Origin of the sequence: Salmonella sp. SJTUF15581 (assembly GCF_043356775.1) — a bacterium.
Classification (GTDB): Bacteria; Pseudomonadota; Gammaproteobacteria; order Enterobacterales; family Enterobacteriaceae; genus Salmonella; species Salmonella enterica.
In genome coordinates, this window is the sequence record NZ_JBEUJY010000010.1 from 112,738 (window position 1) to 134,296 (window position 21,559).

General features: G+C 53.2%; 22 protein-coding genes. 6 read left to right on the top strand and 16 right to left on the bottom strand.

Features of this window, described 5'->3' with window-relative positions:
- Positions 1-113: 113 nt before the first annotated feature.
- The 3 genes from gntR to ABVN36_RS17260 all read right to left on the bottom strand — a co-directional run bounded on the left by gntR (position 114) and on the right by ABVN36_RS17260 (position 3,095).
- Entirely contained in the window at positions 114-1,109 is a 996-nt protein-coding gene (gene gntR, locus ABVN36_RS17250; RefSeq protein WP_000730239.1) for a gluconate operon transcriptional repressor GntR, read from the bottom strand.
- 129 nt (positions 1,110-1,238) lie between these two features.
- Positions 1,239-1,934 carry a pirin family protein gene (locus ABVN36_RS17255; protein ID WP_000639789.1) on the bottom strand — a complete coding sequence of 232 codons (696 nt, stop codon included), beginning with the start codon at positions 1,932-1,934 and terminating at the stop codon, positions 1,239-1,241.
- 123 nt (positions 1,935-2,057) lie between these two features.
- On the bottom strand, positions 2,058-3,095 hold the full coding sequence (locus ABVN36_RS17260) for an oxidoreductase (RefSeq protein WP_020899337.1): 1,038 nt from the start codon (positions 3,093-3,095) through the stop codon (positions 2,058-2,060).
- A 466-nt stretch (positions 3,096-3,561) separates the two neighbouring features.
- On the opposite strand from ABVN36_RS17260, the gene yhhY reads away from it, so the two are divergent.
- From yhhY to ABVN36_RS17285, 5 genes are all read left to right on the top strand, one after another.
- On the top strand, positions 3,562-4,050 hold the full coding sequence (gene yhhY / locus ABVN36_RS17265) for an N-acetyltransferase (RefSeq protein WP_001290279.1): 489 nt from the start codon (positions 3,562-3,564) through the stop codon (positions 4,048-4,050).
- Positions 4,051-4,314: 264 nt separating this feature from the next.
- Positions 4,315-5,529: a PfkB family carbohydrate kinase gene (locus ABVN36_RS17270; RefSeq protein ID WP_023138595.1), complete on the top strand. Its 1,215-nt coding sequence runs from the start codon at positions 4,315-4,317 to the stop codon at positions 5,527-5,529.
- 15 nt (positions 5,530-5,544) lie between these two features.
- A complete protein-coding gene (locus ABVN36_RS17275) occupies positions 5,545-6,306 on the top strand; it encodes a glutamine amidotransferase (RefSeq protein ID WP_001066509.1) in 762 nt (253 codons plus the stop codon).
- A 53-nt stretch (positions 6,307-6,359) separates the two neighbouring features.
- The gene (locus ABVN36_RS17280; RefSeq protein ID WP_001038949.1) at positions 6,360-7,331 is read left to right on the top strand and encodes a DMT family transporter; all 972 of its coding nucleotides are present in this window, start codon (positions 6,360-6,362) and stop codon (positions 7,329-7,331) included.
- Positions 7,328-8,362 carry a phosphotriesterase gene (locus ABVN36_RS17285; RefSeq protein WP_000675710.1) on the top strand — a complete coding sequence of 345 codons (1,035 nt, stop codon included), beginning with the start codon at positions 7,328-7,330 and terminating at the stop codon, positions 8,360-8,362. The genes ABVN36_RS17280 and ABVN36_RS17285 overlap by 4 nt, the downstream gene beginning before the upstream one ends.
- A gap of 44 nt (positions 8,363-8,406) precedes the next feature.
- Here ABVN36_RS17285 and ggt read toward each other — a convergent pair whose 3' ends face one another.
- Positions 8,407-10,149, bottom strand: a complete 1,743-nt coding sequence (gene ggt / locus ABVN36_RS17290) for a gamma-glutamyltransferase (protein ID WP_023138594.1) — start codon at positions 10,147-10,149, stop codon at positions 8,407-8,409.
- A 125-nt stretch (positions 10,150-10,274) separates the two neighbouring features.
- Between ggt and ABVN36_RS17295 the strand changes: the two genes are divergently transcribed.
- The gene (locus tag ABVN36_RS17295; protein ID WP_000826035.1) at positions 10,275-10,691 is read left to right on the top strand and encodes a DUF2756 family protein; all 417 of its coding nucleotides are present in this window, start codon (positions 10,275-10,277) and stop codon (positions 10,689-10,691) included.
- Between the two features lie 12 nt (positions 10,692-10,703).
- Here ABVN36_RS17295 and ugpQ read toward each other — a convergent pair whose 3' ends face one another.
- The 12 genes from ugpQ to livK form a co-directional block, all read right to left on the bottom strand.
- Complete coding sequence (gene ugpQ, locus ABVN36_RS17300) at positions 10,704-11,444, bottom strand: glycerophosphodiester phosphodiesterase (RefSeq protein WP_000073542.1); 741 nt, start codon at positions 11,442-11,444, stop codon at positions 10,704-10,706.
- Positions 11,441-12,511 carry a sn-glycerol-3-phosphate import ATP-binding protein UgpC gene (locus ABVN36_RS17305; protein ID WP_001646570.1) on the bottom strand — a complete coding sequence of 357 codons (1,071 nt, stop codon included), beginning with the start codon at positions 12,509-12,511 and terminating at the stop codon, positions 11,441-11,443. Before ABVN36_RS17305 ends, ugpQ begins: the two co-directional genes overlap by 4 nt.
- A 1-nt stretch (position 12,512) precedes the next feature.
- Entirely contained in the window at positions 12,513-13,358 is an 846-nt protein-coding gene (gene ugpE / locus ABVN36_RS17310; RefSeq protein WP_000572196.1) for a sn-glycerol-3-phosphate ABC transporter permease UgpE, read from the bottom strand.
- On the bottom strand, positions 13,355-14,242 hold the full coding sequence (gene ugpA, locus ABVN36_RS17315; protein WP_023138593.1) for a sn-glycerol-3-phosphate ABC transporter permease UgpA: 888 nt from the start codon (positions 14,240-14,242) through the stop codon (positions 13,355-13,357). Before ugpA ends, ugpE begins: the two co-directional genes overlap by 4 nt.
- Before the next feature lie 104 nt (positions 14,243-14,346).
- Positions 14,347-15,663, bottom strand: coding sequence for a sn-glycerol-3-phosphate ABC transporter substrate-binding protein UgpB (gene ugpB / locus ABVN36_RS17320; protein WP_000624747.1), 1,317 nt, complete (start codon positions 15,661-15,663; stop codon positions 14,347-14,349).
- Between the two features lie 258 nt (positions 15,664-15,921).
- Complete coding sequence (locus ABVN36_RS17325) at positions 15,922-16,290, bottom strand: type II toxin-antitoxin system death-on-curing family toxin (protein ID WP_023138592.1); 369 nt, start codon at positions 16,288-16,290, stop codon at positions 15,922-15,924.
- The gene (locus tag ABVN36_RS17330; protein WP_001520924.1) at positions 16,287-16,508 is read right to left on the bottom strand and encodes a type II toxin-antitoxin system Phd/YefM family antitoxin; all 222 of its coding nucleotides are present in this window, start codon (positions 16,506-16,508) and stop codon (positions 16,287-16,289) included. Before ABVN36_RS17330 ends, ABVN36_RS17325 begins: the two co-directional genes overlap by 4 nt.
- A 131-nt stretch (positions 16,509-16,639) precedes the next feature.
- Positions 16,640-17,353 carry a high-affinity branched-chain amino acid ABC transporter ATP-binding protein LivF gene (gene livF / locus ABVN36_RS17335; RefSeq protein WP_000416114.1) on the bottom strand — a complete coding sequence of 238 codons (714 nt, stop codon included), beginning with the start codon at positions 17,351-17,353 and terminating at the stop codon, positions 16,640-16,642.
- A gap of 1 nt (position 17,354) precedes the next feature.
- A complete protein-coding gene (gene livG, locus ABVN36_RS17340; RefSeq protein ID WP_000082083.1) occupies positions 17,355-18,122 on the bottom strand; it encodes a high-affinity branched-chain amino acid ABC transporter ATP-binding protein LivG in 768 nt (255 codons plus the stop codon).
- On the bottom strand, positions 18,119-19,396 hold the full coding sequence (gene livM, locus ABVN36_RS17345) for a branched chain amino acid ABC transporter permease LivM (protein ID WP_000803764.1): 1,278 nt from the start codon (positions 19,394-19,396) through the stop codon (positions 18,119-18,121). The genes livG and livM overlap by 4 nt, the downstream gene beginning before the upstream one ends.
- Complete coding sequence (gene livH / locus ABVN36_RS17350; RefSeq protein ID WP_000003007.1) at positions 19,393-20,319, bottom strand: high-affinity branched-chain amino acid ABC transporter permease LivH; 927 nt, start codon at positions 20,317-20,319, stop codon at positions 19,393-19,395. Before livH ends, livM begins: the two co-directional genes overlap by 4 nt.
- Positions 20,320-20,378: 59 nt before the next feature.
- Positions 20,379-21,488, bottom strand: coding sequence for a high-affinity branched-chain amino acid ABC transporter substrate-binding protein LivK (gene livK / locus ABVN36_RS17355; protein ID WP_000822977.1), 1,110 nt, complete (start codon positions 21,486-21,488; stop codon positions 20,379-20,381).
- Positions 21,489-21,559 lie beyond the last annotated feature (71 nt).

Consider the following 21,559-nt stretch of genomic DNA (forward strand, 5'->3'; position numbering starts at 1 on the left):
AAAATTTGTTACGGGTAACTGTTATCGGTAACATTGTCCAACCGCACCATTCACGACGCAATGACCATTCGTGCCAAAAGTGAATAAGTGTGAGCTACTTCAAAGTTGTCAGACTAAATAGATCCGCCCGGTGACAAGGTGAAACCTAAGTCTAACATTTTTGGCGTGACCGTTTCGCCGCGAATGCGGGCCAACAGACGTTCCGCGCCAATGCTGCCCATTCGCTCGCGCGGCGTCAGGACGCTTGCCAGACGCGGTTCCATCACCTGACCGATATCATGACCGTGGAACCCGGCGATCGCCATATCGTCCGGGATTTTTAGCCCCAGGCGCTGGCATTCGAAGGCCGCCCCCACCGCCAGGTCATCGTTGGTGCAAAAAATACCGTCAAGCTGTGGGTATTCGCGTCGCGCCTGGCGCATGAGTTCGATACCGGAAGAGTAGGATGAAGATTGCTCCATCATCACACTGTAAGGAACCAGGCCTGCGTCCCGCATCGCCTGTTCATAGCCCTTCTGCTTGATGATAGTACGTTCGTCGAGGCGCGCCCCCAGATAGGCGATATGACGATGACCACGCGCGATAATCGCGGCGGTCATCTGACGGGCGGCCTCGAAGTTGTCAAAACCGACGGCAATATCGAGACACGGCGACTGGCTGTCCATCAGTTCCACCACCGGAATCCCGGCGACTTCGATCATTTTTAAGGTGCGCGGCGTATGGGTACGCTCAGTGAGGATCAGGCCGTCGATATTCCAGGAGAGCATCGATTCCAGGCGCTCCTGCTCCATCTCCGGTTTATAGCCGTAGTGCGCCAGCATGGTCTGATACCCATGCGCGTCGGTGACAGCCTCAATGCCGCGTAACACTTCCGCAAAGACCTGGTTGGTTAAAGACGGCAGCAGAACGCCAATGGCGCGGCTGGTGGCGTTGGAAAGAATGTCAGGCGCGCGATTAGGAATGTACCCGAGCTCATCAAGCGCAGCCGCAATTTTACCCCGCAGCGCGACGGAGACCTGCTCCGGATTACGCAAAAAACGGCTGACCGTCATTTTGGTCACGCCCACACGGTCGGCCACATCCTGAAGTACGGGTCTTTTCTTTTTCATCGTCCTGAAAGGTATAAAAGGGATAGATTTGCCCAGTTTACCACGGACGTGCGGAATTAATGACAAACGATGAAAAGCCGGATGGCAACGCTTTCGCGTCTTATCCGGCCTACAAAAGGTTACAGCACGTTAGACTGGCGGCAAGTCAAACAACAACACTTCACTGTCGCTGTCGGCATGAATCGAGATTGCCTGCTCATCCCAAATCGCCAGGCCGTCGCTGGTCGTCGCTTTGGTACCGTTAATGGTCACGTTACCTTTTACCACCTGGATCCAGACGCGGCGCTCAGCGGCAATCTGATGCACCGACTGCTCATCTTTGAGCAGCGCCCAGCGGTACAGCTCCATATCCTGGTGGACCTTCAGCGAACCATCGCGAGCATCTGGCGAAAGCACCAGTTGCTTGCCCTGCGCGGCGTCGAAGCGGCGCTGTTCGTAGCGCGGCGTGATGCCGGTTTCTTGCGGAATGATCCAGATCTGGTACAGCCGCAGACGATCCGTTTTGCTCGGGTTGTACTCGGAGTGGCGAACGCCGGTCCCGGCGCTCATAATCTGGAATTCACCTGCCGGAACCTGTTCTTTATTGCCCATACTGTCCTGGTGTTCTACGGCGCCTTCCAGCACATAGGTCAAAATTTCCATGTCTTTATGCGGATGCGTGCCGAACCCCTGGCCTGCGTCGATCACATCGTCGTTAATCACACGCAGCGCCGAGAACCCCATAAAGTTCGGATCGTAATAATCGGCAAAAGAAAAGGTATGCCAGGAGTCAAGCCAGCCATGATTCGCATGACCGCGGTCGTTTGCTTTGCGTAAGTAGATCATTGTGTTCACCCCCAGATGTTTTCGATGGAATAAGTGTGGACTCATTCCGTCCGGGATCATAGAGGGTGAAAATTGACTCCTCTGTTCAAAAAATATGAATAAGCGCAGAGGAGTCTGTAATGGCTATTTAGCGAGGGTTATCGTCGCAGGCGTTGCCTGTTCGAAGGCACGTTCGAGGATTTCCAGATTGGTAAGAACTTCAGATTCCTTGACGTAATTAGGCGTACCGATGGTCAACGTCTGGTACAGCGCATCATAGACGCGACCATAGTCACCCGTTTCCGGTTTCACCTCTTCCTTCACGGTCACGCCGTCATCGTTAACATATTCCAGCACACCGACGGATTCGTCAGCGGCGAAACCGGGTTCACCGGGCATAATGTTCGCTTTCAGGCTGGTTTCTTGTTGATCGATACCGTATTTCACAAACGAACCTTTGGTGCCGTGAACAATAAACTTCGGATAGTCGATTTTCACCAGATGGCTGGTTTTCACAATGGCTTTCAGGGCACCGTAGAACAATTGCGCTTCAAAGGTGTCATCCGGATTCGCTTTATTACGCAGGCTACGAATGTCATACGCGACATGATCCGGGCGGCCAAATAGCGAAATAATTTGATCCATAGTGTGGACGCCAAGTCCATAGAATGCGCCATCCTGCGGCAGGCCCGGTTTGGTTTCTGCTACCGGGCGGTAATAATCGAAATGGCTTTCAATTTCGACAATCTTGCCCAGTTTGCCGCTCTCAATCGCTTTTTTAACCGTGAGAAAACAGGAATCAAAACGCCGATTCTGATACGGCGTGACGGTCAATCCTTTGCTTCGCGCCAGTTCGAACAACACCTTTGCTTCCGCCAGCGTCGGCGTGAAAGGTTTCTCAACCAGCACGCTTTTACCCGCTTCCAGCGCGCGTTTGGCGTATTCGAAATGGCTGTCAGCATGCGTACAGACGATCACCAGTTTTACCTGCGGATCGCCCAACACCTCATCCAGATCGCTGGTGAAGTGAATATGTGAATACTGCGGCGCCTGCTCTTCCGGTTTAGCGTGACGACGGAAAATATGCGCGACATGCCAGGTGTCTTTCCGATTCAGAACGTAGGGGAGATGGTAACGGGTGGTGCTTTTGCCGAATCCAATAAATGCGCAGTGTAAGGTCATGAGACGATCCTTTTGAAGATGATTGTCTACACCATAGCGCAAAGCGTGAGGAGACTGAATGTTGGATTCTTTGCCGGATGCGGCGTTGCCTTTTCGGGCCTACAAAAGCAGATGCCTCAAGATCGGCCGTCGGCGTCGCGGTCAGTTTGTTCACGGCAAGCGCGCAGGGCCCGGAGCGTACTAAATGTACGTGAGGAGCACGAGCACTTCCCGGGGACAAAATGACAAGTAAGCCAGGCTGAAACAAAACCCAAAAAAAAGCCAGCAAAAGCTGGCTAAAGTAATACTGGAAGCAATGTGAGCAATGTCGTGCTTTCAGGTTCTCCGTAGGGGTTCCCCTGAATGCAAGGCAATAATAATCATTCTCATTCGCACTTGTCTACTTCTTTTTGCAAAAAAATGCGGTTGACGGAATTTTCTTTCTCAGCGAGTGTAAATACACAATTACCCCTGCAGGAGATAAGGAATGAGTGAAATAGTGATACGCCACGCTGAACCGAAAGATTACGACGCCATTCGTCAGATCCACGCCCAGCCGGAGGTGTACCACAACACGCTACAGGTTCCTCATCCTTCCCTCGAAATGTGGCAGGCGCGGCTAACCGAGCAAGCCGGGGTTAAACAACTGGTTGCCTGCATTGACGATATTGTCGTTGGCCATCTTTCTATTCAGGTCACCCAACGTCCCCGCCGCAGCCACGTGGCCGATTTTGGTATCTGCGTGGATGCCCGGTGGCACAATCGCGGCATTGCCAGCGCGCTGATCCGCACAATGATCGACATGTGTGACAACTGGCTGCGCGTCGAGCGTATTGAGTTAACGGTGTTTGTTGATAACGAGCCCGCCGTGGCGGTGTATAAGAAGTACGGCTTTGAAATCGAAGGCACCGGTAAGAAATACGGCCTGCGCAACGGTGAGTACGTTGATGCGTACTTTATGGCGCGCGTGAAATAGCGCTTCCCCGCCCCACCCTGTGGGGCGAAACGTCACAAACCTTCACAACATTCCAGTTATTGCAACCTACTTCCCCTATATCAAAACAATAACCACCTGAAATTCATGGTTATTACCACTTTAAGCTTTATCACCGTTTTTTCCGTAATTTTAGCAATATTAATATTACATTTTTGTTTTTTTTTGGTTTCTGCCATCACTTTATGGTGACAATCACAACAATATACTCCTCCCGGGACTAATTTAACCACGGTGAGGTAAAAAATGAAATTTGAACGCCATCATAGAATATTGAAGGAACTCAGTATTTCGGGAGTTGTAAAAGTTTCAAATCTGGCGAAAAGTCTCAAGGTAACAAAGGAAACTATTCGTTCAGATCTCAATGAACTTGCCGGACAGGGATATCTTACTCGCTGTCATGGTGGTGCATTTATTACCCTTGATTCTCTTGATAACGTCGCAAAAAATGAAATTGCTTATGTGCTGGAAAAATATGAATCAGCGCAGAAAATAAAAAAAGGTCTCTCTGCCATGAAAAATAATGTATGTGTTATTGGCTCGTTCAATGTTGATATCATCAGTTATCTACCGAGATTACCCTTAACGGGAGAATCATTGCTGGCCGATAAATTTATTTTTTCACCCGGCGGTAAGGGATGTAATCAGGCATTAGCAGCAAGCTATGCCGACTCTGATGTGCATTTTATTACTAAAGTCGGCTCAGACCATTTTAGCGATTACGCCATTAATTTTATAAACTCATCAAAAATCCATAAAAGTGTTATCTACCAGACCAAAGAAACACAAACAGGTACAGCAACCATCATGGTGAATGGAGATACCGGAGATAACGTCATCGCTATCTACCCTGGCGCCAACATGACAATTTCCCCTGATGAAATCACCATTCAAAAAGAAGCCATTGTTCATTCAGATATTGTTCTTGTCCAACTGGAGACGAATTACGAAGCGCTGCAGCACACAATTCGTCTCGCACAAAAAAATGACATACCGGTCATTATCAATCCAGCGCCATACAATGACATGGTTAACACCATCATTGATAACATTGACTATATTACGCCAAATGAAACGGAAGCAGGCCTGCTGGCCAATATGGCGGTTAATGATATCGAATCAGCCAAATGCGCGGCCAAAATTATTCACCAGAAAGGCGTCAAAAATACCATTATTACATTAGGTAGCAAAGGTTCGCTTGCTTATGATGGCACACAATTCATCTATTCCCCGGCATTTCCGGCAGTTGTAAAAAATACGGCGGGAGCGGGTGACGCTTTCAATGGCGCCCTCGCATCTGGCCTTGCAAAAGGAAAGTCACTGGCATCCGCATTGTGCTACGCCAGCGCATTTGCCTCACTTGCGGTTGAAACGCCTAATGCCTCTGATATGCCGGAAAACGACTCCGTTCTTCATCGTATTCAGGGTTCACATTACAAACAAACTATCTCTACTCACTAAATCAAGGAGCAGACTATGAACAATACGCAGAAAAAACTAAAGGTGCTCTTTATTGGAGAATCCTGGCATATTCATATGATTCATTCAAAAGGTTATGACAGTTTCACCTCCAGTAAATATGAAGAAGGCGCTACATGGTTACTGGAATGCTTGAGGAAAGGCGGCGTTGATATTGATTACATGCCTGCCCACACGGTACAAATTGCCTTTCCAGAGAGTATTGACGAATTAAATCGTTACGATGTGATTGTTATTAGCGACATTGGTAGTAATACCTTCCTGTTGCAAAACGAGACATTTTATCAGCTAAAAATAAAACCAAACGCTCTGGAGTCCATTAAAGAGTACGTCAAAAATGGCGGTGGACTACTCATGATTGGCGGTTATCTGTCATTTATGGGTATTGAGGCAAAAGCCAATTATAAGAACACCGTTCTTGCTGAGGTTCTGCCAGTTATTATGCTTGATGGCGATGACCGGGTAGAAAAGCCCGAGGGTATCTGTGCTGAGGCTGTCTCACCTGAACATCCTGTTGTTAACGGGTTCTCAGATTATCCGGTATTTCTTGGATATAACCAGGCCGTCGCCAGAGACGATGCCGATGTCGTATTAACAATAAATAATGACCCATTGTTAGTGTTCGGTGAATACCAACAGGGTAAAACCGCCTGCTTTATGAGTGACTGCTCCCCACACTGGGGAACCCAGCAGTTTATGTCATGGCCATTTTATACCGACCTGTGGGTCAACACGCTTCAATTCATCGCCAGAAAATAAAAAACAATGGAGTAACGAAAGTTACTCCTTTTATAAAATATAAGGATTGATGTATGAACAAGAATAAGTACTCAACCCCCTTACTGATGCTTGCCACCATCTTAGCCGGTATGCTTTCCCCGATGCAGTCTGCCGTTAATGGGCAGTTAGGACATTGGTTACAAGACGGTAATGCTTGCGCAGTAATCTCGTTTGCCAGCGGTCTGGTCGTCATGTTTTTTATTATTATTGCGCGCAAAGAAACACGCCAGCAATTCGCCTCAATCCCTACGCTGATTAAAAAGAGAAAAATCCCGCTATGGAATTGGTTTGCAGGATTATGCGGGGCGATGGTCGTATTTTCTGAAGGCGCATCTGCCAGCGCGCTGGGCGTTGCCACCTTTCAAACGGCATTAATTTCCGCTCTGCTTCTTTCCGGCCTGCTGTGCGACCGTTTTGGCATCGGCGTGGAGGAGAAGAAATATTTTACGCCATGGCGCATTACTGGCGCATTGTTCGCCGTTATCGCCACCATTTTTGTCGTGTCGCCACAGTGGCACTCAACCTCGTTTATCCTGCTCGCTATCCTCCCCTTTTTGGCAGGGTTACTCGCTGGCTGGCAGCCTGCGGGAAATGCGAAAGTCGCCGAGGCAACGGGCTCCATGCTGGTGTCCATTACATGGAACTTCATCGTCGGCTTTTGTGTCCTGGGCGCGGCGCTGGCGATACGTATCGCATTAGGCCATGTCACCATCCAGTTACCCGATACATGGTGGATGTATCTCGGTGGTCCGCTGGGTCTGCTGTCCATCGGGCTAATGGCGATTCTGGTGAGAGGCTTAGGGCTATTGATGCTGGGCGTAGCGTCAACAGCAGGCCAACTGCTTGGCTCAGTGCTAATTGATGAATTGATCCCTTCATTAGGCAATACGGTCTACCTGGTCACCATCATCGGTACGCTGTTCGCGTTAGTCGGTGCGATTGTGACCACCATCCCTGAATACAGAGCATCCAAAATGGCGCAAAGAATGGAGGTGTCAGAATGAAAGGTTTCCTGCAAACCGTAACAGGCCCGGTGGCGCATACGGATATGGGGCTGACGCTACCGCATGAACATCTGTTTAACGATCTGTCTTCGGTCGTAGACGAGCCACATTATGCTTTTTCACAGCAACTGGTGGGAAAGAAAGTCAGTGCTGACCTGCAGTGGGGGCTGAAACACGACCCATACTGCTGCGCCGATAACATGGACCGCAAAGAGATTGATGATGTTATCTTCGAAATCAATAACTTTATGTCTTTGGGCGGCAGGACGATTGTCGACGCCACCGGTTCAGAATCCATTGGACGGGACGCCTCAGCGCTACGAGAAGTTGCCTTAAAAACGGGTTTGAATATCGTTGCGTCATCCGGACCTTATCTGGAGAAATTTGAAAGTACCCGGATCCATAAACCTGTTGAGCTGTTAGCCTCACTCATTGATAAAGAACTGAATCAGGGTATTGGCGAGACGGATATTCGCGCTGGCATGATCGGTGAAATCGGCGTATCTCCCGCGTTTACCCAAGCGGAGCGTAACAGCCTGCGGGCAGCGTCTCTGGCACAATGTAACAACCCCCACACGGCGATGAATATCCATATGCCAGGGTGGCTGCGACTGGGTGATGAGGTGCTGGATATCGTGCTGGAAGAAATGAACGTCTCTCCGGCAAAAGTCTCGCTGGCGCATTCGGACCCTTCAGGAAAAGATGTCGTCTATCAACGTAAAATGCTCGACCGTGGCGTATGGCTTGAATTTGACATGATTGGTCTGGACATCACCTTCCCAAAAGAAGGTGTCGCGCCGGGCGTTCAGGAGACCGCAGATGCAGTAGCGAATCTGATTGCACTGGGTTACGCCGACCAAATCGTTTTAAGCCATGATGTTTTTCTCAAACAGATGTGGGCGAAAAATGGCGGAAATGGCTGGGGGTTTGTCCCGAATGTCTTCCTCGCCTATCTGGCTGCTCGCGGAGTAGACAACGATACTCTGCGCAAGCTTTGTATTGATAATCCAGCCCGATTACTCACGGCATAATCTGCAAATAGCCCGGTGTCTGACACCGGGCCTGGAATTAAAAATCAGTATCCCGCCGTTAAATCATCCACGGAACGCGGGTCAGACGCACCGTACAGTTCGCCATCCGGTCCAACCATAATACTTTGGGTGCTGCCCATCGCTTCTTTCAGCGCGACTTTCTGCCCTTTCTGTTCCAGCAACTTCAGCGTATCGGGGCTGAAGCCCTTTTCTACCCGCAGTTCGTCCGGCAACCATTGATGATGGAAACGCGGCGCGTTGGTCGCTTCGGCGACGTTCATGCCAAAATCAATGCTGTTCACTACCATTTGCAGCACAGTAGTGATGATTCGACTCCCGCCAGGACTGCCGGTCACCAGCCAGGTTTTGCCCTCTTTAACGACGATAGTGGGCGACATCGACGACAGCGGACGTTTTTTTGGTTCGACCGCGTTAGCATCGCCGCCCACCAGGCCATAAACATTAGGTACACCGGGTTTAGCAGAAAAATCATCCATTTGATTATTCAGCAGAATACCGGTATTTCCCGCCACAATTCCTGTGCCGAAGGTGGTGTTCAGGGTATAGGTCACCGCCACAGCATTGCCGTCTTTATCCACCACCGAGAAGTGGGTGGTCTGGTTGCTTTCATACGGGGCGAGCTTGCCCGGTTTTATCTGGCTGGAAGGTTTGGCCTTGTTGATATCAATTTGATCGGCCAGCGTTTTCGCATAGGCTTTGTGGGTCAGCGCCTGCCACGGCACTTTCACAAAGTCCGGATCGCCCAGATACTCTGAGCGGTCAGCGTAGGCGTATTTTTCCGCTTCCGCCATGATTTGCATGGCATCGGCGCTGCCAAAGCCGTACTTCTTCATGTCGAAGTTTTCAAGAATATTAAGGATCTGTACGATGTGAATACCGCCCGAGGATGGCGGCGGCATGGAGAAGACCTGATACCCGCGATAGTCACCGCTGATTGGCGTACGCTCAACGGCTTTATAGCTGGCTAAATCCTCTTTGGTCATCAGACCGCCGTTCTTGTGCATTTCCCCGGCAATCTGGTCGGCAATCGCCCCTTTATAAAACGCATCCGGGCCGTTTTCGGCAATCATTTCCAGGCTTTTCGCCAGATTCTTCTGGACCAGCTTATCGCCTTTTTTCAGCGGCTCGCCGTCTTTCCAGAAAATGGCTTTGCTGTTCTCATGGTTGGGGATCACTTCGCTGCCGTAAGTTTTTAAGTCGTCGGCCAGCGCATCGTTAACCACAAAACCCTCTTCCGCCAACTTCATCGCCGGACGCACCACTTTATTCAGCGGCATCGTGCCGTATTTCTCCAGCGCCAGCGAGAACCCCGCCACGGTACCCGGCGTACCGGATGCCAGATGCGACGTCAGCGACTTTTTCGCATCGGCGTTACCCTGCTCGTCGAGGAACATATCACGGGTCGCGCCAGCAGGCGCCATTTCACGAAAATCGATCGCCGTGGTAGCGCCATCTTTAGTGCGCAGCAGCATAAATCCCCCGCCGCCCAGATTTCCGGCTTGCGGATGCGTGACAGCCAGCGCATAGCCCACGGCGACGGCGGCATCCACGGCATTACCGCCCTGCTTTAAGATATCCACGCCAACCTGCGTCGCCATTGCATCCACCGAGGCCACCATCCCTTGCGTCGCCCGCACAGGATGAAAGACATCTTCTTCAACACCATAGGAGACTGGCGGCGCGACGGGAGGATTGGCCACCGCGCTAAACGTCCCCCCGGCCAGCAGAGCGGCGATCGCCACCCAGCGCATAAACGTTGGTTTCATCGTTGTTTTTCTCCAGATAAATGGGTGTATGTCCCGTTTAATCCTGGTCCACAACGCTTAAAAAATCATCATCATGGCGAAATAGAGGTACACTTAAAAAGAGGCCTCATCGGGAGGAGACGACAATGAAACGCTTACTACTTATTACGGCTTTGTTACCCTTTGCTGTATTGGCCCAGCCAATTAACACTATGAATAATCCTAATCAGCCAGGTTATAAGATTCCCAGCCAACAGCGTATGCAGACGCAGATGCAAACGCAGCAGATTCAGCAGCAGGGTATGTTGAAACAACAGATGCAAACGCAGGCGCGCAGCCAGCAGCAAAATCTACAGTCGCAGTTGAATGCCAATACGCAGCGGGTTCAGCAGGGACAGCCGGGCAACGGTATGCTCGGCCAGCAAACGCTGCCCAATACGCAGGGCGGAATGCTCAGCGGCAGCGGAAATCCGGACCGGATGCTAAACCATTCCCAGCCAATGTTGCAGCAGGGCAGCGGGACGCCGCAGCCTGACATCCCGCTGAAAACCATCAGCCCTTAAAACTGACAGCCCTTAAAACTGAAAGTGAGGGCCGATGTCATCAATGCGATCGGTGCAGATACAATCCACGCCCCAGCGCAGCAGCTCTGCCGCCCGCTGGGGCTGATTGACGGTATACACCAGAATCCGCAGACCCGCGGCCTTAATCTCTTGCACTCGCGTCTCATCGAGTAATTTATGGTTGAGATGGAGGGAAACACAGCCCAGACGGGTCGTCAGTTCACGCCAGTCTTCACGCCATTTATCCAGCAATAACCCGCGCGGCAGTTCAGGTGCTGCCGCCTGCGCCGCCTCCAGCGCCTCTATCTCAAAGGAAGAGAGCAGCGGCGGCGTCATCCCGGCCCACAGTTCGCGGGCGGCCAACGCCACGACGCGTCCTGTTAGCCTTTCGCTCCCCGTTGTCGGTTTGATCTCAATATTCGCCATCATGCCGTGTTTACGGCAGCGCTCCGCCACCTGCGAGAGCAACGGCAGCGGCTCGCCTTTAAATTCGCCGCTAAACCAACCGCCAGCGTCCACACGCAATAAATCCTGCCAGTTCAACTCGCCCGCCACGCCCCAACCGTTGCTGGTGCGCTCCAGGTTATCGTCATGCAGCAGGAAAATTTCGCCGTCTTTCGACAGCTTGGCATCAAACTCAATCATGGTGTGCCCGTATCGCGCGCCCACGTCAATCGCCGCCAGAGTGTTTTCCGGCGCCAGTTTACCGCCGCCGCGATGGGCGACAATGTGGGGATAAGGCCAGTTACTCATACACGTTGTCCTGTTTCGCCATCAAAAAGATGTCGCTGATGTTCCGGCAGATGCAGCCATAGCGTACTGCCCGCCGCCGGGCGCTGCTGATGCGCCAACCGCACCACCAGTTTCTGATCGCCCCAGCGCCCATGCGCCAGATTATCCGCGCCCAGAATCTCCAGCGTATCTACCGTTAGCGGCACGCCGCCTTCCGCCTGCGAGCTTAACGCAATATGCTCCGGTCGGATACCCAGCGTCATGTTACGTCCGGCATGACCCCGATAGCCCGCACCAATCGGCAACGCCAGACCGCCAGGCAATTCGAAACGGTCGCCGGAAGCGCTGATAACGCCATCCAACAGGTTCATCGCCGGGCTGCCGATAAAGCTCGCCACGAAGCGACTGGCCGGTTTTTCATATACCTCTACCGGCGTGCCAATCTGTTCTGCGACGCCTTTATTCATCACCATCACCCGCTGGGCCAGCGTCATCGCCTCTACCTGATCGTGAGTAACATAGAGCGAGGTGGTACGAAGACGACGATGCAGATGTTGTAACTCCAGACGCATCTGCACGCGCAGCTTGGCGTCGAGGTTAGAGAGCGGTTCGTCGAATAAGAAGACTGCCGGCTCGCGGACGATCGCGCGCCCCATTGCCACGCGCTGCCGCTGACCGCCGGAAAGCTCGCGTGGACGGCGTTTAAGCAGGCCGTCCAGCTCCAGAATGCGCGCCGCCTCCCGCACGCGTTCTTCAATATGCGCTTTGCTCATACCGCGAATTTTCAGCCCCCACGCCATGTTCTCCTCTACGCTCATATGGGGATAGAGAGCATAGTTCTGAAATACCATCGCGATGCCGCGATCTTTGGGCTCCATCTCGGTGACCCGTTTGCGATCAATCCAGATATCGCCGCTGGTCACGCGTTCCAGACCGGCCACCATCCGCAACAACGTTGATTTGCCACAGCCGGATGGCCCGACCATCACAATAAATTCGCCATCCGCCACGTCCAACGTCAGCGGTTGAATGACCTGGGTTTTGCCGTCCCAGCTTTTGGTTACTGCCTGTAGTTTTAAACCAGCCATTTTATTTCTCACTATCGACCAGGCCACGCACAAACGCGCGCTGCATGGCTAAAACGATGACAACCGGGGGAATAAGGGTCAGCAGCATCGCCGCCATCACCTGGTTCCATTGCGTGGTACCTTCGCCAGTGGCGATCATCCCTTTGATACCCGCTACGGCAGTGCCAAGATTCACGTCGGTGATAATCAACAGCGGCCACAGATACTGGTTCCAGCCGTAGATAAAGGTGATGACGAATAACGCCGCCAGGTTGGTTTTTGACAGCGGCAACACGATGTCGCGGAAAAAGCGCATCGGCGACGCGCCGTCAATACGGGCCGCCTCCACCAGTTCATCCGGAAGCGTCATAAAGAACTGACGAAACAGGAAAGTGGCGGTAGCGGACGCCATCAGCGGTAGCGTCAGACCGGCATAGCTGTCGAGCATTTTCAGGTTGGCGATCACTTCCACCGTCGGGAAGATACGCACTTCAACCGGCAGCATCAGGGTGATAAAAATCATCCAGAAGAACAGGTTACGCAGGGGAAAACGAAACCAGACGATGGCGAATGCGGAAAGCATAGATACCGTGATTTTGCCTACCGTAATGCTGAACGCCATAATGAAACTGTTAAGCATCATCAGCCAGAATGGCGCGCTATTAACACCGACGCCGTTGACCCAAATAGTTTTGATATTCTCCAGTAACTGCGTGCCGGGAAGCAGCGTCATCGGCGTCTCAAACACCGCGCGGTCGTCCAGCGTCGCCGCGACAAACGCGACATACAGCGGAAACAAAATGACCGCGATCCCCAGAATCAGCATGGTATGGCTGAATATTGTCAGCCCGCGACGATTCTCTATCATTGGTAACGCACCTTACTTTCCACATAGCGGAACTGCACCACCGTCAGAATGATGACGAGGAACATCAACACCACCGACTGCGCGGCGGACGCCGAGAGATCCAGGCCGGTAAACCCTTCGCGATAGATCTTATAAATCAGCGTCGTGGTGGCTTGTACCGGCCCGCCGGCGGTCGCGGCGTCGATCACCGGGAAGGTGTCGAAAAAGGCATACACCAGGTTGACCACCAGCAGGAAGAAACTGACCGGCGCAATAAGCGGCAAAGAAAGCCGGAAGAAACGACGAATCGGCCCGGCGCCGTCAATGGCCGCCGCTTCCACCAGCGAGCGGGGAATGGATTGCAGCGCGGCAAAGAAGAATAAAAAGTTGTAACTAATCTGCTTCCAGACTGACGCAAATACCACCAGGAACATCGCCTGACCGCTGTGTTGCGCGTGGTTCCAGTCATAGCCGAATTCGCCGAGGAAATGGGTGATTAATCCCCGCCCCGGGTTAAACAGGAAAATCCACAATACGGCGGCGACGGCGGGCGCGACGGCATAAGGCAGCAGCATCAGCGTCTGATAAAAACGGCTGCCGCGCACCACGTAATCCACCAGGGCGGCGAAAAACAGCGAGACCAGCAGGCCGCTAAACGTGACCAGCGCGCTGAATTTAATCGTCGTCCAGAAGGCGTCGAGATAATAACTGTCGTGAAAAAGCGCGACAAAATTCTCCAGCCCGACAAATTGGCTGGAAAAACCAAACGGATCGACGCTTTGCAGCGAATACCACAGCGCTTCGCCCGCAGGCCAGATAAAGAAAATAACGGTGATAACCAACTGCGGGGCAACCAGTAAATACGGCAGCCAGCGCGAGCGGAACACCGGACGGAATGATGACATGAAGGTTCTTTTCCTGGAAGGTGCCGGATGGCGGTGCAAGCACCTTATCCGGCCTACAAACGCTGTAGGCCTGATAAGCGCAGCGCCATCAGGCACTTATACACTTAAGATTTGCTCGCTTTCTCAAAACGACGCAGCAACTGATTCCCGCGATCCACTGCGGTATCCAACGCCTGTTGTGGGGTTTTCTTTCCGGTCCAGACGCTTTCCAGCTCTTCGTCCACGATGGTACGAATCTGCGGCATATTGCCCAGACGCAAGCCTTTGGTGAAGGGTAACGGCGGCTTATTCAACATCTGGCGAGTGGCGATATCCGCACCGGGGTTTTTATCGTAATAACCCTGCTCGCGGGTCAGCTCGTAGGCGGCGGTGGTAATCGGCAGGTAGCCGGTTTTTTGATGCCATTCAGCAGCGTTTTCCGGCTTTGCCAGGAAGTCGAGGAATTTGGCGACGCCGGTATAGGTTTCTTTATCTTTACCCTGCATGACCCATAGGCTGGCTCCGCCGATAATGGCGTTTTGCGGCGCGCCCTTGATATCAGCGTCGTACGGCATCATACCCACGCCATAGTTAAATTTGGCATACTGGCGGATATTGGCGAGCGAGCCGGAGGACGCGGTTGTCATCGCGCAGTCACCGTTATAAAACTTCTCGGTAGACTCGTCCTTACGCCCAACATAGCTAAAATCGCCTTTTTTATTCATCTCTTCCAGCAGCGCGATATGTTTCACCTGCTCTGGCTTATTAAATTCCAGCACCGCATCTGTACCGTCAAAACCATTGTTTTTACTGGCGAAGGGGAGACCGTTCCAGGCGCTGAAGTTTTCCAGTTGGATCCAGCCTTGCCAGCCGCTGGCGTAACCGCATTTCATGCCTGCCGCTCTCAGTTTCGCGGTATAGTCAGCCAGCTCCTGCCAGGTTTTCGGCGGCTGTTCCGGATCTAAACCGGCTTTCTTAAAGGCGTCTTTGTTGTAGTACAGCACCGGCGTGGAGCTGTTAAAGGGCTGGGAGAGCAGATGCCCGCTTTTAGCATCGGTGTAGTAGCCTGCAACGGTTGGTACAAACTGGGACTCGTCAAAGTTAATACCGGCGTCTTTAAACACTTCATAAACCGGCTTAATGGCTTTCGAGGCCATCATGGTCGCCGTCCCAACCTCATAAACCTGCAATATTGCCGGCGCGTTGCCGGTACGGAATGCCGCGATCCCGGCGCTCAGGTTCTGTTCATAGTTCCCCTTATAGACCGGAACGATTTTGTAATCCGGATTAGCCTGGTTGAAACGTTGCGCCAGTGAATCAACTTCTTTGCCTAACTCCCCTTCCATTGAATGCCAGAATGGAATAGTGGTGACGGCCAACGCCTGACCCGTAAATGCCAGACTCAGCGCCAGTCCTAAAGCTGTATGTCGTAACGATATCATCGGTTATCTCTCTTTTTGTGCCGGGATGCGCGATATCACGCGTTTTATGTTCGCGGGGGTAACATGACATGCTCGAATGACAGAAAAATAACTTTTTTATTACAAAAAAAAGATAGTAAGGCGACAGAGAGATGGCAAGGCAGTGAAAGCGCCGGAAAAGAAAAGTGGGAGCTACGGCACGGATAGGTACGACATTATTCTCGGGGGCGGCGCACATGCCGTAACCCAACCAGGCGGAGCGTCGCCGGGATTAACGTCTCAGGCACGTAAGCGAACGGCAATTTGCTCCAGCGTAAGCCGCCCTGCCGCCGCATCGACTGTCATATCGACAAAATCCGGATTCGCAGCGAGTGAGATCCCGTTACGCTTTAAAAACAGCAGCGTAATAAATAAGGCGGTACGTTTGTTACCATCATTGAAGATATGCCCACGGGATATAGCGAGCAAATGCATTGCCGCCAGCAGCCACACGTCGGTCACCCCTTCATATTCTATTTGATTGAGTACCCGGTACATTAGCGCTTCCGCGCGCCCAGGATCAGACATGCCTGTTACACCAGGCGTAACGCGGAGAAGCCTGTCGTGAAACTGAATTATCTCTTCCGCTGAGATAAGTTGTAGGGTCATTTATCCGCCAGCTCCCTGAGCTCATTGCCATGAACCGCCATAATGGCAGCAAACTCATCATCCATTCGCGCCGTCTGATAACGCTCAAACTCCTCGGCGCTGATGATCACTGCGGACTTATGCCCACGACGCGTGATGGTGACAGGGCCCCCCGTCACCGCACTTTCCAGGACTTCGGCCAGATTTTGCCGCGCTTCGCTATAGTTAACCGTACGCATAAACACCTCCCCAGTTGTACATGTTTATTGTACAACAAACATGTACAAAAAAAGAGCCATCAGGCTCTTTTGAAAAATTTTACCGCTTGCCGTTACCGGGGGCGGCGCACGCGCTTCCCCCCTGGCACAGTCTAACCGCCCAGATAGGCGCTGCGCACCGCTTCGTTCGCCAGCAGTGCATCACCGGTATCGGATAGCACCACGTGGCCGTTTTCCAGCACATAACCGCGGTCGGCGAGCTTCAGAGCCTGGTTGGCGTTCTGCTCGACAAGGAAGATGGTCATACCCTGCTCGCGCAACTGCTCAATGGTGTCGAAGATCTGCTGGATGATGATCGGCGCCAGCCCCAGCGACGGTTCATCCAGCAGCAATAGCCTCGGCTGGCTCATCAGCGCGCGGCCAATCGCCAGCATTTGCTGTTCGCCGCCGGACATGGTGCCCGCTCGCTGGATACGGCGTTCATGCAGGCGCGGAAACAGCTCGTAAACCCATTTGATACGCTCCTGAAACCGATCGCGCTCGGCAAAAAAACCGCCCATCGCCAGATTCTCTTCCACCGTCATCCGCGAGAAGACGCGCCGCCCTTCCGGCACTATCGCCACCGCTTCACGCATGATTTTCGCCGTCTGCCAGTCGGTTATGTCTTTACCGTCAAACACCACCCGTCCGCTGGAGGCGCGCGGATCGCCGCACAAGGTGCCAAGCAGCGTCGTTTTCCCCGCGCCGTTAGCGCCAATCAGGGTAACGATTTCCCCCTGGTTGATGTGCAGACTGACGTCGTGCAGCGCCTGAATTTTGCCGTAGTGGGCGCTGACTTTTTCAAACGTTAACATCGTTTTTTCCATCTTATGCCTCACCCAGATAAGCGCGGATGACGTCCGGGTTGTTGCGGATCTCTTCCGGCGTGCCGTTCGCCAGCGGCGTGCCCTGGTTCACCACGTAAATGCGATCGGAAATGCCCATCACCAGCTTCATATCGTGCTCAATCAGCAGAATGGTGGTGTTGTGATGATTACGCAGTTCGGCAATCAGCTCGTCCAGCTCTTTGGTCTCTTTCGGGTTGAGGCCGGCGGCCGGTTCGTCGAGCATCAGGATTTCTGGCTGGGTCACCATGCAGCGGGCAATCTCCAGCCGGCGCTGGTCGCCGTAGGCCAGATTACTGGCCTGGCGGTTGGCATGTTCCAGCAGGCCAATACGCTCAAGCCAGGTCGCCGCGCGGTCCAGCGCTTCGCTTTGCGCGCGGCGGAAAGCGGGCGTTTTCAACAGGCCGGAAAAGAGGCCCGTTTTCAGTTGCTGGTGCTGCGCCACCAGCAGGTTTTCAATCACCGTCATTTCGCGAAACAGGCGAACATGCTGGAAAGTACGTACCACGCCCATGCGGGCGATCTGCTGGCCCGGCAACCCTTCCAGATGCCGCTCGCGCAACGTGATCGTACCGCCTGTCGGCTTATAAAAACCGGTCAGGCAGTTAAACACCGTCGTTTTACCCGCGCCGTTAGGGCCAATCAGCGACACAATTTCCCGCTCACGCAATTCCAGCGATACATTGTTGACCGCCAGCAAACCGCCAAAGCGCATCATCAGGCCGTTAACCGCTAATAATGGCTGACTCATGCCTGCTCTCCTTTCGCCTGACCACTTTTCAGCTTCAACTGCGGACGCGTCATCGGCAACAATCCCTGCGGGCGCCAGATCATCATCAACACCATCAAACCACCGAGCATCAACATGCTGTATTCGTTGAAGTCGCGCATCAATTCGCGCGACACCACCAGCAGAACCGCCGCCAGGATCACCGCAAACTGCGAGCCCATTCCGCCCAGCACCACAATCGCCAGCACGAAGGCGGATTCGGCGAAGGTGAAGGATTCCGGGCTGACAAAGCCCTGGCGGGCGGCAAACAACGTCCCGGCGAAACCGGCAAACGCGGCGCTGATAGTAAAAGCGGTCAGCTTGATGCGCGTCGGGCTTAAACCTAATGAGCGACAGGCGATCTCATCCTCACGCAACGCTTCCCACGCCCGGCCCAGCGGCATACGCAGCAGGCGGTTAATGACAAACAGCGACAGGACCACCAGCAACAGGGCCACCAGATAGAGGAAAATGACCCGGTCGGATGGGTCGTACTTCACGCCAAAGAAATTGCTGAAGGTATCCCAGCCGCCTTCTCGGGTGTTGCGGCTAAACTCCAGACCAAACAGCGTCGGTTTGGGGATCTGGCTGATGCCGTTCGGGCCGCCGGTAATTTCAGTGTTGTTGAGCAACAGGATACGGACGATTTCGCCGAAGCCGAGCGTCACAATCGCCAGATAGTCGCCGCGCAGGCGCAGTACCGGGAAGCCGAGCAGGAAACCGGCGGCGGCGGAGACCAGTCCCGCCAGTGGCAGGCAGGTCCAGAAACCCAAACCGTAATAGTGGTTGAGCAGCGCAAAGGTATAAGCGCCGATGGCGTAAAAGCCGCCGTAGCCCAATACCAGCAGGCCGGACAGCCCTACCACCACGTTCAGCCCCAGACCGAGGATGATATAAATCATGGTCATAGTGGCGATATCGACGCTACCGCGCGACACCATAAACGGCCACGCCACGGCGATAACCAGCAGCGCCATCAGAAACAGCTTTTGCTTAACGGTAGAGCCATCGATCGCCGGCAGAATAAACTTCGGTCCGGAGACGTGCTTCACCGCTTTCTGGAACATCGGACGCAGCAACTGAAAGAAAAAAACCACTGCCGTACCGATAAAGATCCACTGCCAGCGGATGTCGGCGGCGGTATCCACCACCAGTTTGGTGCCGTCCAGCTCCAGTTGTACGCCCATGAAGACGCCAGCCAGAACGAAGAACATCGCCGCAGAGAACAGAGCCATCGCAATATGCATCGGTTTCATACTTTCTCTACCTCCGGACGCCCCAGGATACCGGTCGGCATCACCAGCAGTACCAGAATCAGCAGAGCGAACGACACGACATCTTTATATTCGGTACTTAAATATGCAGACGAGAGCGCTTCGGCGACGCCCAAAATCAGACCGCCGATCATCGCGCCCGGAATGCTGCCAATACCGCCCAGCACCGCCGCGGTGAACGCTTTCATCCCGGCCATAAAACCGATGTAGGGGTTAATCACGCCATAGAACTGACCGAGCAGCACGCCCGCCACCGCCGCCATTGCCGCGCCGATAACAAACGTTAGCGCAATGACGCGGTCGGTATTAATGCCGAGCAGGCTGGCCATTTTCAGATCCTCCGCGCAGGCGCGGCAGGCGCGGCCCATCCGGGAGTAGCGAATGAAAATGGTGAGCGCCAGCATAGCCAGAAAGGTGACTATCCAGATAACCGCCTGCATGGTGGTGATGGACGCGGAAAAGTTTTCGCTGCTGCCCACAATCCACTGGCCGTTAAACAGGCTGGGTAACGCCACGTCGCGCGAACCTTCCGTCAGGCTGACGTAGTTTTGCAGAAAGATGGACATCCCGATGGCGGAAATCAGGGCGATCAGGCGCTTAGAGTTGCGCACGGGCCGGTAAGCGACTCGCTCAATACTCCAGCCGTAGGCGCTGGCAATAATAATCGCGCCGATAAATCCGGCGGCCACCAGGAGCCAACTGGTGTCTATTCCCATCATCATTAGCGCGGCGATGATCATAAAAGAGACGTAGCTGCCGATCATATACACCTCGCCATGAGCGAAGTTGATCATGCCGATAATGCCGTACACCATCGTATAACCGATAGCAATCAGCGCGTAGGTGCTCCCCAGCGTGACGCCGTTAAACATCTGCTGCAAGAAATAGAGAAACTGCTCGGACATAAGGTAACCTTTTTAAACCCGCCCGGCGTGCGGGCGGTGGGATAACTTATCTTCTGGCATTACTTCGCGACGGTTGACGAGCCGTCGGCGTGCCACTGGAAGACGCCAAATTCAAATCCCTTAAGATCGCCTTTTTCATCCCATTTCAGCGGCCCAATAACGGTATCAGCCCCGTTCGCTTTAAGATCTTTCACCAGATCCAGCGGAGCATGGCTGGCGCTACGCGTCATTGCGGTCGTCAGCGACTGGACGGCGGCGTAGGTGATCCAGACGTACGGACCGCTGGGATCTTTCTTGTCGGCTTTCAGCGCCTCGACAATCGCTTTATTCGCCGGGTCCTGGTCATAACGTTTTGGCATCGTCACCAACATGCCTTCCGCCGCACCGCCCGCAATATTGGACAGCGACGCGTTACCCACGCCTTCCGGCCCCATAAATTGCGTTTTCAGGCCATTAGCCCGTGCCTGGCGCAGCATCTGCCCCATTTCCGGGTAGTAGCCGCCGTAATACACAAAGTCGATATTCTCTTTTTGCAAGCGAGCAATCAGGGCGGAGAAATCTTTTTCACCGGCGGTAATACCATCAAAAAAGACAATATTGGCATTGCCTTGCTTCAGGCCATCCTGCACGGAGCGCGCCAGTCCTTCGCCGTATTGCTGTTTATCGTGAATGATAGCGATGCGCTGCGGTTTCACCGTTTCCAGGATGTATTTCGCGGCCGTTGGCCCCTGGGAGGAGTCCAGGCCGGCGGTACGCATAATGTACTGATAGCCGCGCTGGGTCAGCTCCGGGTTAGTCGCCCCCGGGGAGATCATCAGAATACCTTCATCTTCATAGATATCGGATGCTGGCTGAGTAGAAGAAGAACACAAGTGACCAATAACGTATTGAATACCGTCGTTAACGATTTTGTTGGCCACCGCCACCGCCTGTTTTGGATCGCAGGCATCATCGTACTCTACGCCGACCAGCTTATCGCCTTTAATCCCGCCTTTAGCGTTGATGTCTTTAATGGCCTGGCGCGCGCCGTTAAATTCCATATCGCCCCATTGCGCTACCGGGCCGGACATCGCCCCGACTATGGCGACTTTAATATCATCTGCCATTGCCCCCTGCGAGACTGCTAATGCAACAATCCCTGCGATTATTGTTTTCGCTTTCCGTTTCATGTGCCTGTATCCCCATTCGTGATGTTATATGTTTTGTTTTTTGCTGGTTAAAAAGCAGACTGTACTTTTTA

What these genes read in the sequence shown, in the direction of transcription:
- ABVN36_RS17305 (WP_001646570.1), bottom strand. Translation starts at nt 12,511, where the DNA reads ATGGCTGGTTTAAAACTACAGGCAGTAACCAAAAGCTGGGACGGCAAA.
- ABVN36_RS17325 (WP_023138592.1), bottom strand. Translation starts at nt 16,290, where the DNA reads ATGACCCTACAACTTATCTCAGCGGAAGAGATAATTCAGTTTCACGAC.
- ugpE (WP_000572196.1), bottom strand. Translation starts at nt 13,358, where the DNA reads ATGATAGAGAATCGTCGCGGGCTGACAATATTCAGCCATACCATGCTG.
- ugpA (WP_023138593.1), bottom strand. Translation starts at nt 14,242, where the DNA reads ATGTCATCATTCCGTCCGGTGTTCCGCTCGCGCTGGCTGCCGTATTTA.
- livM (WP_000803764.1), bottom strand. Translation starts at nt 19,396, where the DNA reads ATGAAACCGATGCATATTGCGATGGCTCTGTTCTCTGCGGCGATGTTC.
- ABVN36_RS17330 (WP_001520924.1), bottom strand. Translation starts at nt 16,508, where the DNA reads ATGCGTACGGTTAACTATAGCGAAGCGCGGCAAAATCTGGCCGAAGTC.
- livG (WP_000082083.1), bottom strand. Translation starts at nt 18,122, where the DNA reads ATGAGTCAGCCATTATTAGCGGTTAACGGCCTGATGATGCGCTTTGGC.
- ABVN36_RS17270 (WP_023138595.1), top strand. Translation starts at nt 4,315, where the DNA reads ATGAAATTTGAACGCCATCATAGAATATTGAAGGAACTCAGTATTTCG.
- ABVN36_RS17285 (WP_000675710.1), top strand. Translation starts at nt 7,328, where the DNA reads ATGAAAGGTTTCCTGCAAACCGTAACAGGCCCGGTGGCGCATACGGAT.
- yhhY (WP_001290279.1), top strand. Translation starts at nt 3,562, where the DNA reads ATGAGTGAAATAGTGATACGCCACGCTGAACCGAAAGATTACGACGCC.
- gntR (WP_000730239.1), bottom strand. Translation starts at nt 1,109, where the DNA reads ATGAAAAAGAAAAGACCCGTACTTCAGGATGTGGCCGACCGTGTGGGC.
- livH (WP_000003007.1), bottom strand. Translation starts at nt 20,319, where the DNA reads ATGTCCGAGCAGTTTCTCTATTTCTTGCAGCAGATGTTTAACGGCGTC.
- ugpB (WP_000624747.1), bottom strand. Translation starts at nt 15,663, where the DNA reads ATGATATCGTTACGACATACAGCTTTAGGACTGGCGCTGAGTCTGGCA.
- ABVN36_RS17255 (WP_000639789.1), bottom strand. Translation starts at nt 1,934, where the DNA reads ATGATCTACTTACGCAAAGCAAACGACCGCGGTCATGCGAATCATGGC.
- ABVN36_RS17295 (WP_000826035.1), top strand. Translation starts at nt 10,275, where the DNA reads ATGAAACGCTTACTACTTATTACGGCTTTGTTACCCTTTGCTGTATTG.
- livF (WP_000416114.1), bottom strand. Translation starts at nt 17,353, where the DNA reads ATGGAAAAAACGATGTTAACGTTTGAAAAAGTCAGCGCCCACTACGGC.
- livK (WP_000822977.1), bottom strand. Translation starts at nt 21,488, where the DNA reads ATGAAACGGAAAGCGAAAACAATAATCGCAGGGATTGTTGCATTAGCA.
- ugpQ (WP_000073542.1), bottom strand. Translation starts at nt 11,444, where the DNA reads ATGAGTAACTGGCCTTATCCCCACATTGTCGCCCATCGCGGCGGCGGT.
- ggt (WP_023138594.1), bottom strand. Translation starts at nt 10,149, where the DNA reads ATGAAACCAACGTTTATGCGCTGGGTGGCGATCGCCGCTCTGCTGGCC.
- ABVN36_RS17260 (WP_020899337.1), bottom strand. Translation starts at nt 3,095, where the DNA reads ATGACCTTACACTGCGCATTTATTGGATTCGGCAAAAGCACCACCCGT.
- ABVN36_RS17275 (WP_001066509.1), top strand. Translation starts at nt 5,545, where the DNA reads ATGAACAATACGCAGAAAAAACTAAAGGTGCTCTTTATTGGAGAATCC.
- ABVN36_RS17280 (WP_001038949.1), top strand. Translation starts at nt 6,360, where the DNA reads ATGAACAAGAATAAGTACTCAACCCCCTTACTGATGCTTGCCACCATC.